At 71.2% G+C, this 15,790-nt stretch carries 14 protein-coding genes and 3 pseudogenes; 2 read left to right on the top strand and 15 right to left on the bottom strand.

The window, feature by feature from the left end; all coding sequences use genetic code 11:
• Window positions 1–165: 165 nt before the first annotated feature.
• The 3 genes from QOL88_RS04885 to QOL88_RS04875 all read right to left on the bottom strand — a co-directional run bounded on the left by QOL88_RS04885 (window position 166) and on the right by QOL88_RS04875 (window position 5,804).
• On the bottom strand, window positions 166–1,170 hold the full coding sequence (locus tag QOL88_RS04885; protein WP_097215246.1) for a (-)-alpha-amorphene synthase: 1,005 nt from the start codon (window positions 1,168–1,170) through the stop codon (window positions 166–168).
• Window positions 1,154–2,629 (bottom strand): cytochrome P450, encoded by a 1,476-nt coding sequence (locus tag QOL88_RS04880; protein ID WP_097215245.1) that lies wholly within the window; start codon window positions 2,627–2,629, stop codon window positions 1,154–1,156. Before QOL88_RS04880 ends, QOL88_RS04885 begins: the two co-directional genes overlap by 17 nt.
• Before the next feature lie 313 nt (window positions 2,630–2,942).
• Window positions 2,943–5,804 carry a glycosyl hydrolase 115 family protein gene (locus tag QOL88_RS04875; protein WP_097215244.1) on the bottom strand — a complete coding sequence of 954 codons (2,862 nt, stop codon included), beginning with the start codon at window positions 5,802–5,804 and terminating at the stop codon, window positions 2,943–2,945.
• Between the two features lie 382 nt (window positions 5,805–6,186).
• Here QOL88_RS04875 and QOL88_RS04870 point away from each other — a divergent pair, with 382 nt between their 5' ends.
• Window positions 6,187–6,813 (top strand): chorismate mutase, encoded by a 627-nt coding sequence (locus QOL88_RS04870; protein ID WP_097215243.1) that lies wholly within the window; start codon window positions 6,187–6,189, stop codon window positions 6,811–6,813.
• Window positions 6,814–6,840: 27 nt separating this feature from the next.
• Here the strand turns inward: QOL88_RS04870 and QOL88_RS04865 are convergent, their stop codons facing one another.
• Window positions 6,841–7,311, bottom strand: coding sequence for an SRPBCC domain-containing protein (locus tag QOL88_RS04865; protein ID WP_097215242.1), 471 nt, complete (start codon window positions 7,309–7,311; stop codon window positions 6,841–6,843).
• Window positions 7,312–7,368: 57 nt separating this feature from the next.
• On the opposite strand from QOL88_RS04865, the gene QOL88_RS04860 reads away from it, so the two are divergent.
• On the top strand, window positions 7,369–8,136 hold the full coding sequence (locus QOL88_RS04860) for a transposase (RefSeq protein WP_097215241.1): 768 nt from the start codon (window positions 7,369–7,371) through the stop codon (window positions 8,134–8,136).
• Window positions 8,137–8,159: 23 nt separating this feature from the next.
• Here the strand turns inward: QOL88_RS04860 and QOL88_RS04855 are convergent, their stop codons facing one another.
• The 11 genes and pseudogenes from QOL88_RS04855 to QOL88_RS04805 all read right to left on the bottom strand — a co-directional run bounded on the left by QOL88_RS04855 (window position 8,160) and on the right by QOL88_RS04805 (window position 15,712).
• Window positions 8,160–8,687 carry a hypothetical protein gene (locus QOL88_RS04855; protein ID WP_097215240.1) on the bottom strand — a complete coding sequence of 176 codons (528 nt, stop codon included), beginning with the start codon at window positions 8,685–8,687 and terminating at the stop codon, window positions 8,160–8,162.
• A gap of 174 nt (window positions 8,688–8,861) precedes the next feature.
• Window positions 8,862–9,217, bottom strand: a pseudogene (locus QOL88_RS04850) (integrase core domain-containing protein); the annotation flags it as partial.
• Window positions 9,212–9,355, bottom strand: a pseudogene (locus tag QOL88_RS38795) (helix-turn-helix domain-containing protein); the annotation flags it as partial. The pseudogenes QOL88_RS38795 and QOL88_RS04850, both read right to left, overlap by 6 nt.
• The gene (locus tag QOL88_RS04840) at window positions 9,352–9,819 is read right to left on the bottom strand and encodes a hypothetical protein (protein WP_097215239.1); all 468 of its coding nucleotides are present in this window, start codon (window positions 9,817–9,819) and stop codon (window positions 9,352–9,354) included. The gene QOL88_RS04840 and the pseudogene QOL88_RS38795, both read right to left, overlap by 4 nt.
• Window positions 9,820–9,821: 2 nt before the next feature.
• Window positions 9,822–10,271: pseudogene (locus QOL88_RS04835) on the bottom strand (MerR family transcriptional regulator); the annotation flags it as partial.
• 76 nt (window positions 10,272–10,347) lie between these two features.
• Window positions 10,348–10,752 (bottom strand): DUF779 domain-containing protein, encoded by a 405-nt coding sequence (locus QOL88_RS04830; RefSeq protein WP_097215238.1) that lies wholly within the window; start codon window positions 10,750–10,752, stop codon window positions 10,348–10,350.
• A 142-nt stretch (window positions 10,753–10,894) separates the two neighbouring features.
• Window positions 10,895–12,073, bottom strand: a complete 1,179-nt coding sequence (locus QOL88_RS04825; protein ID WP_179878772.1) for an NAD(P)/FAD-dependent oxidoreductase — start codon at window positions 12,071–12,073, stop codon at window positions 10,895–10,897.
• The gene (locus QOL88_RS04820; protein ID WP_097215237.1) at window positions 12,070–12,267 is read right to left on the bottom strand and encodes a ferredoxin; all 198 of its coding nucleotides are present in this window, start codon (window positions 12,265–12,267) and stop codon (window positions 12,070–12,072) included. Before QOL88_RS04820 ends, QOL88_RS04825 begins: the two co-directional genes overlap by 4 nt.
• 50 nt (window positions 12,268–12,317) lie before the next feature.
• Window positions 12,318–13,559, bottom strand: a complete 1,242-nt coding sequence (locus tag QOL88_RS04815) for a cytochrome P450 (RefSeq protein ID WP_097215236.1) — start codon at window positions 13,557–13,559, stop codon at window positions 12,318–12,320.
• 284 nt (window positions 13,560–13,843) lie between these two features.
• Window positions 13,844–14,221 (bottom strand): hypothetical protein, encoded by a 378-nt coding sequence (locus QOL88_RS04810; protein WP_097215235.1) that lies wholly within the window; start codon window positions 14,219–14,221, stop codon window positions 13,844–13,846.
• Between the two features lie 36 nt (window positions 14,222–14,257).
• Window positions 14,258–15,712: an MFS transporter gene (locus QOL88_RS04805; RefSeq protein ID WP_097215234.1), complete on the bottom strand. Its 1,455-nt coding sequence runs from the start codon at window positions 15,710–15,712 to the stop codon at window positions 14,258–14,260.
• Window positions 15,713–15,790: the final 78 nt, after the last annotated feature.

Genomic DNA, 15,790 nt, shown 5'->3' with positions numbered 1-15,790 from the left:
TCGGGAGGCAGCGAGAGCGTACGCCTCCCGATGGGCCCCGTTCCGGGATCCGGAACGAGCACGACGAAGAAGGGTGAATGACCTGCTAAAGCCGCGTGAAGTGCGGGTTCAGCGGGTACCGTGGCTCGAATGGGCACCCCGTCCGCGGCCTGACGAAGCGCCTCCTCACGGCAGCGCCGGGGCCGCCGCGTCCGCGTAGCGCGGCACGATGCGCGACCAGTAGTAGCAGCCGCGGATCCAGCCGGCCATGCCTTCCACGTAGCCGACGCCCGATGGGCTCAACTCCGGTTCGATCTCCGCGTAGAGCCTCTCGAACTCGCGGATCGTGCGGTTGATCTGCTGGATGGCCAGGGTGACGGCCACCGGCAGGGAGCAGTGGTGGGCCCGTTGGTAGGCGAGGGCAAGGTTGATCATTTCGCCGGACCGCTGCTCCTTGACCGCGGAGAAGAGGTCGGGGATCCACACCGCCGCGTCGGCCGACAGCCGGCTCAGGCGTCGCATGAGCGGGTGGTGGAGCTCCCCGGAGGTCAGCTCGCACGGCTGCGCGGCCTCGCACAGCGGGTGGAAGGGCTCGACGCCCGCGGTGAGGGACCGTATCGAGGTGCACAGCCCGGACCGCGGGGGCGAGGGGTGGGCCTGCGCCACCGCCTCGTACAGCAGGCCGTGCACGTACTCACGGCTCTTCCACGCCCAGCGCGCGGCCTGCGCCGGTGTGCACCGCTCGCGGATCTGCCGGTAGAGGTCGGACAGGGCCGTTCCCAGCGGGGTGCTGGGCGCCGCGCCGTCCCGCAGGACCGCGATGCTCTCGCACAGCATCGGCAGCAACTGGCCGGGCCGGTGCCGGCCGACCTCCTCGGCCCGGTCGTCGAAGACGAACTGGTAGGCGATCTGGTGAGCAACGAGTTGCAGGATGCCGGGATCCGCGTCCGGGCTGTTGTAGGACGCCAGCTCGGCCGGGCGGGTGTGGGAGATCATGGCCGCGACCCCGGGCTCGTCGCTCAGCCCGGTCACGCGCAGCCAGTGGTCGACCCCCGCCGCGGCCGCCTGCTCCTGAGGATGGCGCCGGAACGGGAAGGGCATGTAGAGGTGGGCGTCGATCAGTTCCACCAGGGTGGCAGCGGGAATCACGTCCTGCGCGACGGCCGCCCTCTCCTCATGCGTGGTGGACACCGTTGTCACCGTCCCTCCGGGTCTTCTCCACCCCGGACGCCGCCGGCGCGGCTCCGGGCGCGAGGGCGGCGGCGTGCGGCGCGGCACCGCCCGGTGCGTCCGTCCGTGACGTGCAGATCATCGTCAGGGACCTCGGTCCCAGCGTCGCCCCGGGGCGCGATGGCGCGGCACGCCCGGCCGGATGCCGCAGCCGCCAGCGACCGGCGACGGTCGCCAGGGCCACGGTCATCTCGGCCAGGGAGAACAGGTCGCCGATGCACTTGCGGTTGCCCGCGGCGAACGGGATCAGCGCCCCGTGCGGGCCGGTGGCGGCTTCACCCTCCAGCCAGCGCTCGGGCAGGAACCGGTCGGGCTCGGGGAACGACGCGGGGTCGTGGTGCAGGAGATACGGGCTGTACAGGACCGTGGTGCCCCGCGGCAAGCGGCGTCCGGCCAGCTCCGCCTCACGGGTCGTGACCCGTGTGAAGAGCCAGCCGGGCGGGGAGTGGCGCAGCGTTTCGGTGAGGACGGCCCTTGTGTAGACCAGGCGCGGCAGGTCGTGGACGTCCGGTAACCGGCCGGCGAGCACGGTGTCGACCTCCCCGTGCAACCGCCGCTCCACCTCCGGGTGCTGCGCGAGGAGGCTGAAAGTGGAGGCCAGGCACATCGACGGACTCTCGGAACCGGTGAGCAGGAGGGACACCAACTGGTCGTGGACCTCCCGGTCGGTGACCGGGGCCCCGCCGTCCCCGGCCTCGGCGGCCATCAGCAGCAGCCCGAGCAGATCGTCGCGGGGAGTGCCCCGGCGGCGTTCGGCGATGGCCGCGTCGATGAGCTCGCGCACCCGCTCCACCGCGCGCCGGTAGCGGCGGTTCGCGGGCGTGGGAAGGCGGAACAGCGCGTCCACCGGCACGACCGTGCGCACGAACAGGCCGCGCACGATGGCGGCGAGGCAGTGCCGCACCTCGTCGGCCGCGGCCGGGGCGAGCGAGTCGGAGAGCAGGAGCCGGCTGATCAGCCGGGTCGTCAGACCCAGCGTGGCAGCACTGACATCGACCTCCTGTCCCGTGCGCCAGTCACGGCACAGCGCCGCGGCCTCCTCGGCCATCACGTCCGTCTGCGCGGCGACGCTGGAGGGGCGGAAGGTGGGTTGCAGCAACCGGCGCTGACGCCGGTGCTCGGCATGCGGGCAGGTGACGACGCCGTCGCCCATCAGCGCCCGCAGCCTCTCGTACTGCGGTCCGCCCTTGTCGAATGTGCGGGTGTCGCGGAGCATCCGGTGGACCAGCTCCGGGTGACACACCATCCACGCCCGCTGAGGGCCCAGGCGTATCTCGACCAGATCACCCTGTGCGGGAAGAGAATTCAGAAACTCCAGCGGCCGGCGGAACAAGGCGATACCGTGGCCGATGGATGGGAATATGCCTGGAGCAGTACCGACCGTCCATGCCTGTTCCGATTCAGGAACGCAGCCGTTCATCGAATACCACCTGCTTCAGTCGAACTGGGAAAACGGTGACGTTTCAACGACATGGTGCTTGCCCCATGTCCTGCCCAGTCCCGTCGGCCGCCGTCTTGGTGAACCCTTTCTCCAAGGGGGCGCACAGGTGCACGGGGAAGCGCTGGATGAATCACTTTCGAAGCACGCCCAGCGAACAGGTGGTCGTCTTCCGTCACTTCGGCGTCTCGAAGCACCTTTGCGTCATTTCCGTATCCACGGATCAGGAGAAGAATGCCGTCGCGAAGGACCGGGCGGCCTCGATGGCCGGCGGACGGGCCGCCCGGTCCCCGGATCAGGTGCGGCGGTAACTCTCGGGCGGCGCCAGATACCCGCCCGCCACCCCGCCCGTGTCGATCACGATCTGGTCCACCGCGATCCCCGGATCCACCATGAACACCCTCAGCACGTGCTCACCGGGCGCGGACACGGTCACCCGGGCCGTCAGCTTCTCGATGCCCTCCTCCACGTTGCGGGCCCAGGCGTCGCCCCGGTTGCCGGTGGCGACCGCCTGGCCCGACAGGACCGTCGGGGGCTGGTCGTCCAGGGCGACCGCGAGGCGCCGCTTGCCGCGTTCGTCGAGGGAAGGCAGCCGGAAGACCGTCACCGGGAACGTTCCGGCCGTGGTGAAACGGACCCGGTAACGCAACTCCGGCGACCGGGTGGCGAGGTCCTCGGCGACGGGTGGTGCCGTCGTCGGTACGGCCTCGACGGCCCCCGTACCGCGGCCCAGGCCGCTGACGATCCGCCACCGCGCCCCGCCGCGCGGCACCGCGCGGTCGAAGTGCGCGGCGTCGATCGACACATAGCCGTGGGCCTCGACGAAGCCGCGGGCGCGCCGACGCGCCCGCTCCCCGTCGTCGACCACCAGCAACGGCACCTGGATGCTCCGGCCGGCACCGGAGAAGGTCAGCGTCGGACGGTGCGTGCCCTGCGGCACCCGGGCCCAGTCGACCTCGGCCCACACCCGGACCTGGTCGGTGAGTTCACCGCCGGTCGCACTCAGCCGGACCCAGGGCACACTCGCCTCGGCCCGCCACTCCAGCGGCAGGAAGCCGGTGTTGAAGACGTCCACGAAGCGGCGGTCCCGGGTGTAGGAGGAGAACGACAGCGGGCGGTCGGTCCCCGTCTCGTTGCCCTCGGAGGCCAGCCCCAGGCCCGACGTCTCCTGCCGGGGGAGCCTGGTGACGGCCGGTCGCCCCGGCGCCTTCGGGATCTCGGAGGGGTAGGGGTTGACGATGCCGTCCCACTTCCCGCCCGCGATCCGGGTGTTGTAGCGCCGGGTGATCTCCTGCTCCTCGGCGTGCGCCGCCTCGGCCAGGTCCGCGAAGCGGTTCGTGCCGGCCCCGCGGCCCTGGCGGACGGCGAGCGCGTTGCGGTCCGCCCAGTAGTACTTCAGGTTCATCAGCCAGGCGCCGTGGACCGGGTACTCGACCAGCTCGTAGTACGCGTCCCGGTAGGCCTCGGGCAGCTTCGCACCCAGCCGCCGTACCCGGCCCAGCAACTCCTCGTAGGCCGTCATGCGCAGGCCCGCCTCGTCGCCGTGGTGCACCGTCGAGAAGACCGCCCGGTCGATGAACTCCGGGCGTCGCTGCGCCGCCAGGCGGTAGTACTCGGTGCGGATCGCGGCGATCTCCACGCCGTACCGCCGGCCGAACTGGCGGCCGGCCCACTCCACCAGGAAGTCCTCGACGTCGCCGGGACCCCAGCGGTCCACGTCCCAGGCCATGTCCAGGCAGAAGGACAGGCCCGTCTCGATCGACTTGACGTCACCGACGTTGAAGATCCACATGCGGTCCACCCCGTGCTCGTGGACCCGGCGCAGCTCCTGCCAGACCTTGCTCAACTGCGTGGTGTCCAGCCACAGATAGCTCCGGGGGCGTCCCCAGTAGGAGAGGTGGTAGTAGATGCCGTTGCCGCCGGGGCGGCGCCGCTCGGCGTCGTTCGGAAGCTGGCGCATGTTGCCGTGGTTGTCGTCCGGCCAGATCAGGGTGACGTCCTCGGGGACCTGGACGCCCGCGTTGTACAGCTCCAGGACCTCCTTGTACGGGATGAAGATCTGCGGCTCGACCGCCGGGCCGACCTCCTCGGCCAGGATGCGGCGCTGGTCGGCGATGATGTCGTTCATCACCGCGACCTTCTCCGGGACGGTGGTGGCGTACTTCGTCTCCAGCGCGGAGTCGTGCAGGCCCCGCATGCCGATCGTCCAGCTGCTCTCGTAGGCGGCGTTCTGGCGGGCCCGGGCCCGCCAGTAGCCGGAGATGACCGACGGGTTCACCGTGTAGTCGTAGAGGGGGAGCGTGCCGTCCTCGGCGCGGTGCTCCTCGGCCCACGGCTCCCATTCGTGGACGCCGTTGCGCAGCATGGCCTCGGGGTGACTGGAGCCGACCACGATGCCGTAGCGCTGGGCCAGTTCGGGATTCTCGCGGTGCTTGTTGAAGAAGTCGGAGTAGGGGTGCATCGCGGGCCAGAGGTAGTTGGCCTTGAGACGGAGCAGCAGCTCGAAGACCCGCTCGTAGGTCTTCGGGCCGATGTTCTTGTCCGGCTCCTGGGTGCGGTGGGACCAGGTGGTGAGGTTCTGCTCGTCGTTGATGAAGACGCCCCGGTAGCGGACGGCCGGCTCCGGGCGGACGAGGGGGCCGGCCGGGACCGTCACGGTGTCGCGGCGGGCCACGGGGACGTCGGCCCACCAGTACCAGGGCGAGACGCCGATGCGTTCCGAGGTGTCGTAGACGCCGTAGACCGTGCCGCGGCGGTCGCTGCCCGCGATGACCAGGGCACGGCCCACGCCGGGCAGCGGGCGGTCCACGACCTGGGTGACGGACGCCTCCCAGCGGCCCTTCACCCGGGAGACGTCCAGGCGCCGCTGCGCGACGAGCCGGTCGATCACCGGGCTGGCACCGATCGTCCCCACCAGGACCAGGAGTTCGGCGCGCCGCGGCACGGTGTGCAGGAGTCTTGGCCGCACACCGCCGACCCGTTCCACGTCCGCCTGGAGGTCTCCGGCCGCGCGGAGGACGGCGGGGTCGTCCGCCGCATCCACGAACACGTCGACGGCGGTGCCGTCCCGGAGCAGGGGAAAGCCGGAGCGGTCGGCCGGGGAAGCGGCCTCGGCGGCGGTCACGGGGAGCAGGGGGGCGGCGCCTACGGCTGCCATTCCCCGTAAGAAGGACTTGCGGGTCACGGAGGGGAGCGACGGTTTCTGCGGCACAGGGCACTGCCTTTCCGCGCCGGCTCCGCAGCGGTTCCTCGTACGGCCGTCGGCGGGGCTGCGCGCACAGGAGAAGGGGCGGGGTTGGCACGGGCAGCTCAGAAAGCGCTTGCCATTGCACCCTAGGCGAGGCCCGTGAGGGCGTCCAGATGTGGGCGGTGGGTCCGCTGGGACACCGCGTCCGTCGGGAGGATCCCGGCCAACACCACGATGTACGGCGGGACATGAGCCATCAAGGCGGGTGCGTGCCGGGGCGGGCGCTGTCGAGCGCCCCGAGGGTGATCGATAGGTTGGCGCTTGCCTCGCCCCCACACGGAAGGCCAACCTGGTGCGCCCTCGACGTCTCCGTTCCGCTCTCACCCCCCTCGGCGCAGTGGCGACGGCGGCCGCTCTCATCCTCGGCCCGGCCGGCCCGGCCACCGCCGACACCCAGCGGCCCGCCCCGACACGCCAGTCGACCACCGCCCACGGCCTCGCCTCGGTGACCGACCTGTTCGCCCAGCGGCTGCTGCTGGCCGACAAGGTCGCCGCCGCCAAGTACGGCACGGACACGCCGATCGACGACCCGGCGCGCGAGGCGCAGATCCTGGCCGACGTCCGGTCCCGGGCGGCCGGCCTCGGCCTCGACCCGGACGCCGTGGCCGCTGTCTTCCGGGACCAGATCGAGGCGAACAAGCTGGTGCAGCGCGGTCTCCACGCCCACTGGGACGCGAACCCGGGTGAGCGTCCCACCGAGCGCCCCGACCTGGCCAAGGAGGTCCGCCCGGCCCTGGACCGCATCACCACCGGACTGCTGGCCGCGCTGGCCGAGACGGATCGGGACCGGGCGGTGCCGTCGTGCGGTCCGCGCCTGGCCGTGGCCGCCGGCTGGTCCGCGTCCACCCACCGGCTCGACATCCTGCACCTGGAGGGACTCGGGCGGGCGCTGCCGTCCGCGTGCGCCGGCTCCCGGTAGCCCCGCCGCTCGGAAGGGGCCGTCGGTTCAGAAGGGGCCGTCGGCCTCGACGAGCCGGGCCAGGTTCGCCAGGGCCATGCGCGTGCCCGTCTCGTTGTCGGCGGCGGGCACGGCGTCGGGGAGGCCCTCGTGGACCATGAGGACGTCGGTGCCGCCGCCTTCGGCGTCGGTGAGCGTGGTCGTCAGCGTCATGGCGCCGCCCAGCGCGGGGTCGGCCGTCTCGAACTCGAGCACCTCGACCACCTGCTCGTCCGGCACCAGCCGCGCGAAGTGCCCGTGGTAGGTGTCGGTGTGCGCGGCCGACTTCCCGGAGGCGTCCGCTGCTTCGTAGGTGAGCGAGACACGGAACCCGCCGCCCTCGCGGGCGTCGAACTCGTGCACCTCGGCGCGCATCCCGGTCGGCACCCGCCAGCGCGCGATCGCCTCCGCGCTCAGCAGCGCCCGGTAGACAGCGGCACGGGGAGCGTCGACATGGCCGGAGACCCGGGACGTGTACATGGGCCCACCCTAGAGGTTGTCCCGTAACCGGTGTCGCGGTTGGTGCGTTTGCCGGGCATGGGTGGGGTGATCTCAGCGGATGATCCGAAGTGGATCGAGCCGTTCTCCGGGTTGACCGAGGTTCAGTTCGCCAGGCTGGTGGCTTTGGTGCGGCGTCGTGGTGGCGAAGTTCAGCGGGGTCGGCCTTGGCGGCTGACGCTGGCGGACCGGGTGCTGCTGGTGGCGACGTATTGGCGCACGAACCTCACGTTGCGGCAGGTGGCACCGTTGTTCGGGGTCTCGAAATCTGCGGCTGATCGCATCCTCGATCACCTTGCACCGCTGTTGGCCATCTCGCCAGCGCCGCGACCGCGCAAGGACACTGTCTACATCGTCGACGGCACCCTGGTGCCCACCCGTGACCGCAGCGTCGCCGCCTCCAGCAAGAACTATCGGTACTCGACCAACCTGCAGGTCGTCATCGACGCCAACAGCCGCCTGGTCGTGGCGATCGGCCTCCCGCTGCCCGGCAATCGCAATGACTGCCGGGCGTTCACGGAGTCTGGTGTCAACCGGTCCTGCCGCGGAGCCCCGGTCATCGCCGATGGCGGTTACCAGGGAACCGGCCTACTCATCCCGCACCGCAAACGGCGTGGCCAGATGCGTCTCAGCCCGCAGCCGGAGGCGGGGAACACCGTTCATCGCCGAGCCCGAGCCCGGGTGGAACACGCGCTGTCCCGGCTGAAGAACTGGAAGATCCTGCGCGACTGCGGACTCAAGGGCAACGGCGTTCATCAGGCCATGCTCGGCATCGCCCGGCTGCACAACCTGGCCCTCACCGGATAACTCACACCCCATACGGACAGCTTCTAGGCGGAACCTTCGGCCGCCGACTCAGGAGCATACGGCTCGGTCATCGCCCAGGCCGGTGGTCCTCCGAGTTGCCAGTCGAGCGGCGCCTGTGAGCCGTTCAAGGACGAGCGGGCCGCGTTCACGAACCGCAGCTGACCTGCGGCGAGCGCCTCCTGGACCTCCCGCAGGTCCTCGCGGGTCTTCGGGGAGCGGGCGACCAGTTCCGCGAAACGCCCCACCGCGCCGGTCAACTCCGCGGCTGCTGCCGCCACCTCCCGCGTAGCGACCAGACTGAGCGCGACCAACGCCGCGTTCCACGGCGCCCAGTCAAGCCTGTGGGGCCGGTCCGCGAGGAACGCCGTACGAAGCTCGATCTCAACCGCGACGAACTCCCGCAGGAAGGTCGCATACGTGGCTGTCCGATTGTCCCGGACCCACTGCTCGTTCTGACCACGCCGTCCGACAACACCACCTGCGAAGACACCGACGACCGTGGCGGCTACACCACCCGCGGTCGAAATCACTATCTCCCACGGGACAGCCACGGCCACCCTCCTCTATGTCCGCTGGACCCGATCAGGGCCAAGCCCAAGACGAAGACCCTAGCCGATCACGCAGGTCCCGCTCAGGCCGAACCTCATCTGAAACGACTGAGCAGGGGCGTGCTGGGCAATCAGCGCCTTGTCAGGCAGCCTGTGCCAGGTAATACGGGTCAACCTCTAGGTGTAGGAGGTCATGACGTTGGTGACGCCGCCCGGTAGTCGAGCTGCGGGTGGTTGGTCTCCGAGCGTGGTGTGCGGGCGGTGGTAGTTGTAGTGGACAATCCACCGGCCCAGGAGGTTGGCGCGTTGGGCTTCCGACGTCCACGTCCGGGCATAGAGGAACTCTTCGGCCAGGATGTTGTATCGCTCGACTTTGCCGTTGTGGCGTGGCGTGGCGTGTTGGGCGCGATGCGCTGGTGCCTGGCGCCGAGGAGGGCCCGGGTGAAGCTCTCGGCTCGACAGCAGGCGCCGTTGTCTGTCACGAGCCGTTCGATGCGTGTGATCCCGTGGGCGGCCAGCCAGGCGCGGGCCCGATAGCGATTGACCCACTTCGAAGCGCACGCCCGGGACACCCCCATCTCGGCTGCGACATGCGCGATCGGCCTCGTCCGGCAACGCTCGACCAGTCGACGGCGCCCCTCGACGGTGAGGGGCGCGTTCCGGTGCGTCATGCAGTGGGACCAGGTGCGGAGGGCCGCTTGGTGATATCCCGCCGGGAGATGGCCTCTGCCACCTCGTCGAGGGCGGTGCGCAGGAGGGCACCGTATGCGTCCTGTGGGAGGTTGGGCGCGTGCTCTTTGGCCGCGTTGATGTGCTCGGTGGCCGCATCGAAGGACCCGAGTCGGCGGTAGTTGTCGGCCAGGTTGAGGTGGAGGGAGGGGTAGAACCCGGCGATGTGGAGGCTGGCGTGGTGCTCCTGGACGCGCTGCTCGGTCACGGCGTCCGCAGCGTCCAGGGCCCGGACGTCCCAGGCGAGGGCCTGGGCGGGATCTTCGTAGAGGTCCGCCAGGTAGTGGGCGAGTGAGCAACGGTGCAGCGGGTCGCCGGTGACGCCGATCGCCGACCACAGGTTCAGGAGCTTGCGGCGGGCGGAAAGAGTGTTGCCCGTTCGGCCTTCGGTAACGGCTTGCCCGATGGCAAGCCAGCAAGCACCGCCATCCCCGGCTCGTGCGCGGTCGCGGTCAGGACCTGATCGACCGCATCCGCCAGCACGGGCCCCTTCAACGTGGCGATCAGCAGACCGAGCACGTTGCCGCCGAGCGCGGACTTGATGACAGCAGCCTTCTGCCGAGCCGTCGCCGCGTCATCGACGATCTTGGCAACATGCTCGTCGAGCAGCCGCGCTGCCTCGTCGGCCCCGGCGTCGAGAACCGCCTCGACCGCAGCGAGGGGCATGGCGATCTCGCGGAGCTGACGCAGCGCGGTCGCCCGCGCCACCTGGTCAGCGCCGTAGTAGCGGTAGCCCGAGACCGGGTCTACTTCGGCAGGGGGCAGCAGCCCGGAGTCGGCGTAGAACCGCAACGCGCTGGAGGTCAGACCACTGCGCTGGGCAAAGACCCCGATGGGCATCAGCTCAGAATTTGGCACCTCGCCATCATTGAGCTTCAACCAACTCGAAGGTCAACATCGACGTGGGGCGTCACCAACGTTATGGCCAGCACACCTAGGCGCTGTGGTCCGCCCCGTTCGGCAGTGGCGGCTCCGACTCGAGGTGGCGCAGTTCCTCGTCGGTGAGCAGGCGGGAGCGGAGCAGGAAGCGGACGCCCTCCGGGGCCTCCAGGGAGAAGCCGCTGCCCCGGCCGGGGACCACATCCACGGTGAGATGGGTGTGCGACCAGTACGTGAACTGGTCCGCGCTCATCCAGAACGGGGTGTCCCCGGCCACGTGCCCCAGCAGGATGTCCGAGGCGCCGACCCGGAACTCGCCGCGCGGGTAGCACATCGGGGCGCTGCCGTCGCAGCAGCCGCCGGACTGGTGGAACATCACCGGACCGTGCGTCCCGGTCAGCCGCCGCAGCATCTCCTCGGCGGCGGGGGTCAGTTCGACACGTCCTGTGCGCACGGTCATGAGTTCCTCCTCATGAGTTCCTCCTGGCGGTGACGGTGGTCGGGAACCGGTCCCTATCGCGAGTCCCCCAGTATCCGCCGCCGTAGGGGGAGGGCCACAAGGCGGGAGCGGTACACCTGTCCGCTCCCGCCCGGCGTACGGCTCAGGCCGCCGCGGCCTGAACCGCCTCCCGCCAGGCCGCTCCGCCGGCGACGGCCTGCCGCCAGGCGCGCACATCCCTGGGCGGCATGCCCATCGCCAGGGCGCCGGTCAGCCGGTCACCCCTGCGGTACGCGGCCACGAACCGCCGCTCGGCCAGGTCCCCTTCCACGACGGCGACTTCGTCGTGTCCGCGCAGCAAGCCGTACGCCTGGATCCTCGTGCCGTACTGGTCCGACCAGAAGTAGGGCACCGGCGCGAACGGCCGGCGGTCCGCCGGCGCGGCGAGCAGGTTGCGGGCGGCGGCCATGCCCTGCTCGGCGGCGTGGGTGCGGTGCTCGATCCGCATCGACGTCCCGAACAGCGGGTTGTCCCAGCGGGCCACGTCACCGGCCGCGTAGACACCCGGCGCCGCCTGGCAGTACGCGTCGCACAGCACGCCGTCGCCGACCGGCAGCCCGCTGTCCGCCAGCCACTCGGTGTTGGGGAGCGAACCGACGGCGACCAGGACCTCGTCGGCCCCGACCACTTCGCCGCCGGCCACCCGCACGCCGCCGTCGGTCACCCCGGTCACGGTGACGCCGGTCCGCAGTTCCACGCCGTGGTCGAGGTGCGTCCGGCTGAGCAGCCGGCCGACCTCGGTGCCGACGGCGTGGGCCAGCGGCACGGGAGCCGGTTCCAGCAGGGTCACCCGCGCGCCCAGCCCCCGGGCCACCGCGGCGGCCTCGGCACCGAGGAACCCGGCGCCCACCACGACCAGACGGCGGCCGGGCCGCAGCCGCTCGCGCAGCGCGAGGGCGTCGTCCAGGGTGCGCAGCACATGCGCGCCCCGGTCACCGGGCAGCCGCCGGGGCCGGACGCCCGTGGCCACGATCAACCCGTCGTAGCGCAGGTCCGAGCCGTCGGCCAGCCGCACTGTACGGTCCGTCAGGTCGAGGCCCGTCGCCGCCGTTGCGAGCCGCAGGTCGAGGCCGAGTGCGTCGAGGTCGGCCTGGGGGCGCAGGGGGAGCTGCCCGGTGGTCCATGCGCCGGAGAGGATCTGCTTGGACAGCGGGGGCCGGTCGTAGGGGGCGTGCGGTTCGTCGCCGACCAGGGTCAGCGTGCCGTCGAAGCCCGTCCGGCGGAGCGTCTCGGCCGCCGCGAGCCCCGCGGCCGAGGCGCCGACGACCACGACGTGCCTCACCGCTCCACCAGCCGGATCGCCGCGGCCGGGCAGACGGCCACGGCCTCGCGCACATCGTCGAGCAGGTCCTCGCCCGGCCTCTCCTCCAGCAGAATCGCGACGCCGTCGTCGTCGCGCTGGTCGAAGACGCCGGGGGCGGCCATCACGCACTGGCCCGACGCCACGCACTTCGGTACGTCCAGTTCCACACGCATGCTTGTCATCCCGGTTCTCTCGGTGGGGGAATCAGTGGGGGTGGGAGGGGTCACCAGGCCACCGGCAGGCCGTGCACGCCGTAGGTGGTCCCGGTGTGGTCGAACTCCAGCTCCTCGACGGGCACCGCGAGCCGCAGGGTGGGGATGCGGCGGTAGAGGGTGCCGTAGACGACCTGGAGTTCCAGCCGGGCCAGGTTCTGGCCCAGACACTGGTGGGGGCCGTAGCCGAACGCCTGGTGGACCCGGGCCGGGCGGGTGAGGTCGAGCCGTTCGGCCTCGGGGAAGACCTCCGGGTCCCAGTTCGCGGCGTGCAGGTCGAAGATGATGCCGTCGCCCTTGCGGATGACGACGTCGCCGATCTCGATGTCGTCCTTGGCGACACGGCGCACGCCGGTCTGGACGATGGACAGGTAACGCAGCACCTCGTCCACGGCGTTGGCGATCAGCTTCGGGTCGTCGCTCCCGCGCAGCAGGGCGAGCTGGGCGGGGTGCTGGAGCAGGGCGATGGTGCCGAGGCTGATCATCGTCGCCGTGGTCTCGTGACCGGCGATCAGCATGGCGACGCCCATGTGCACGGCCTCGGTGTGCGCCATCTCCCCGGCCCGCACCCGGCCGGCCATCTCCGACAGCACGTCCTCGCCCGGGTCGGCCGTCTTCCGCTTGATCAACTCGTCGAGGTAGGCGGCCAGTTCGCCGCCGGCCCGCCGGGCCTCCTCCGGCGGAGCCGCCCCGTCCAGCACCAGGCTGCTGCTGCGCTGGAAGAAGTCATGGTCCGCGTACGGCACCCCGAGCAGCTCGGCGATCACCAGCGACGGCACCGGCAGGGCGAACGCCTGGAGCAGATCGACCGGGTTGGGGCCGTCCAGCATCCGGTCGACGAGCTCGTCGACGATCTTCCGGACCGGCTCCCGCATCTTCTCGATCCGCTTGACCACGAACGGACCGTTGACGGTCCGCCGCAGCCGCGTGTGCTCCGGGGCGTCGGTGTTGGTGATGAGCCGGGGTGTGACCGGCGCGATCTCCGCCCGGTGCGCGTTGACGTACGGGAAGCCGGGGTCGAGGTCGTCGTCGCTGACACGCGGGTCCGGCAGCAGGGCCCGCTGGTCGGCATGCCGGGTGACCAGCCAGGGCGTGCTGCCGTTCCAGATCCGCACGCGCGTGATCGGATTCTCGGCCCGCAGCTCCTGCGCGGCCGGGGCAGGGGCGAGCGGGCACTCGGCCGCCCGCGGCAGCGGATACTCGGGCAGCGGCCCGGAAGCACCGGTGACGGGGCAGGACGGGACATCGGACATGGCATCTCCTCGTGAGGTGCGGTGGGGGATTCTCCGGCGGGATGGGACTTTCGAAGGCCGGAGTCGACGCGGAGGCGGTGGAAGAACTGGTCCACCGGTGGGGAAGCGGAGCGGGCCGGTATCGTCCGGGCGGCTCCTTGACGTGAAGCGGACCTGGCCCACGTCGCACGAGGGACGGTGGTCCTCGGCCGTGCCTACGGACAGGCCACTCCGCGGCGCCGTGCCTACGGACAGGCCACTCCGCGGCGCCGTGCCTACGGACAGGCCACTCCGCGGCGCCGTGCCTACGGACAAACCACTCTGCGGCGCCGTGCGACGATCCCGCCCGCCGCGCCGAGCGAGACCAGGCCCATCGCGGCAGCGGCGGCGGTGCCCTTCACCCCGTCCAGGGCGACGTACATCGCCGTGGCCGCGCCGCCGTTGAACAGGAACAGGAACCACAGCGTGCCGGGCCTGGCCAGGAAGGCGGAGATCCCCGGCTTCCTGGCGAGACGCGTACCGGTGACGAGCGCGACGGCGGACCCGGTGATCGTGGCCACGTCCTGCGGCGTGCCGTCGAGGACGGCACCGGCGCCGAGGGCTACGGCCAGACCGGCACCGAAGAAGGCCCAGAGCAGCAGGTTGGCGACGACGGACCTGGTGGTGGAGGGAGACGGAGACATGGAGGTACCTCTCTCGGGGGGGGGCAGGAGGGTGGTTCAGGCTTGCGCGTCGGCGGATTCCGCGCCTTCGGCGGCGGTCCGTTGGCGCGGGAGGAAGGAGGCGAGCGCGAAGGCGAGGACGGCCGAGCCGGCGCCGAGGGCCATGACCGACTTGAAGCCGTTCTCGGAGGGCAGGGCGTGGCCGCCGAAGTCGGTGGTCAGCTGCGCCAGGATGACGCCGGCGAGGGCGCTGGCGAACGACGTGCCCATGGAGCGCATCAGGGTGTTGAGGCTGTTGGCCGCGGCCGTCTCGGAGGCGGGCACCGCGCTCATGATCAGGGCGGGCATGGCGCCGTAGGCGAAGCCGACACCGCCGCCGATGACGCAGGCCACGAGCACGATGTGCCAGACCTCGGACATCAGCACGATGCTCAGGCCGTACCCGGCGGCCACGACGAGAGCGCCGATCATCAGCGTGACCTTCGGCCCCTTGGCCCTGGTGATGCCCGCGGACACGGCGGACATGGCCATCATGACCAGGCCCTGCGGCGCCAGGATCAGGCCGACGGCCAGCATCGACCTGCCCAGGCCGTAGCCGGTCTGCTCGGGCAGCTGGAGGACCTGCGGCAGCACGAGCGACATGGCGAACATCGAGAAGCCGAGGGCGACCGAGGCGAGATTGGTGAACAGCACCTGGCGGCGGGCTGTGGTGCGCAGGTCCACCAGCGGCCGGTCGGTGCGCAGTTCGTACCGGCCCCAGGCGAGGAAGACCACGGCCGCGCCGGTGAACAGCCCCAGGGTCGTGCCGCTGGTCCAGCCCCAGTCGCCGCCCTTGGAGACGGCCAGCAGCAGGGACACCAGCGCGGTGGACAGGCCGAGGGAGCCGAGCAGGTCGAAGCTGCCGCCGGTGCGGACCGTCGACTCGGGCACGACCAGCGCGACGAGCGCGAGGGCCACGACACCGAGGACGGCGGAGATCCAGAACAGCATGTGCCAGTCGTAGTGGTCGGCGATGAAGGCGGCCGCGGGCAGTCCGAGCGCGCCGCCCACCCCGAGGGAGGCGCTCATCAGGGCGGTGGAGCCGGCCAGCCGCTCGGCGGGCAGCACGTCGCGCATGATGCTGATGCCGAGCGGGACGACCGCCGCCGACAGGCCCTGGAGCGTCCGGCCCACGATCATCGGGACGAGCGAGTCGCTCAGCGCGCAGACCACCGATCCGGACACCAGCAGCACGATGCTGACCAGGAGCAGGCGGCGCTTGCCGAACATGTCGCCGAGGCGCCCGACGACCGGGGTGGCGACGGCGGCGGCCAGCAGGGTGGCGGTGACCGCCCACGCGGCGTTCGCCGCCGAGGCGTCGAGGTAGTTCGGCAGCTCGGGAACGATCGGGATGACCAGGGTCTGCATCAGCGAGACCACGATCCCGGCGAGGGCGAGCACGGCGACGACGCCGTTCGGTCTGCTCGGGGCGGAGGGGCCGGCCTGGCGGCGGCGGGCAAGGGTGTGGGACATGGACGTGACTCCGTGCTGACGGGGAGCGGGATTGCTTGACTTAGGCAAGCAGGAGTCCGTTGCCGAAGTCAAGCAACT

Source organism: Streptomyces sp. Ag82_O1-12 (genome assembly GCF_900182715.1).
Classification (GTDB): Bacteria; Actinomycetota; Actinomycetes; order Streptomycetales; family Streptomycetaceae; genus Streptomyces; species Streptomyces massasporeus.
The sequence above is the reverse complement of the archived record's forward strand: the minus strand, read 5'-3'. Positions and strand labels throughout refer to the sequence as shown.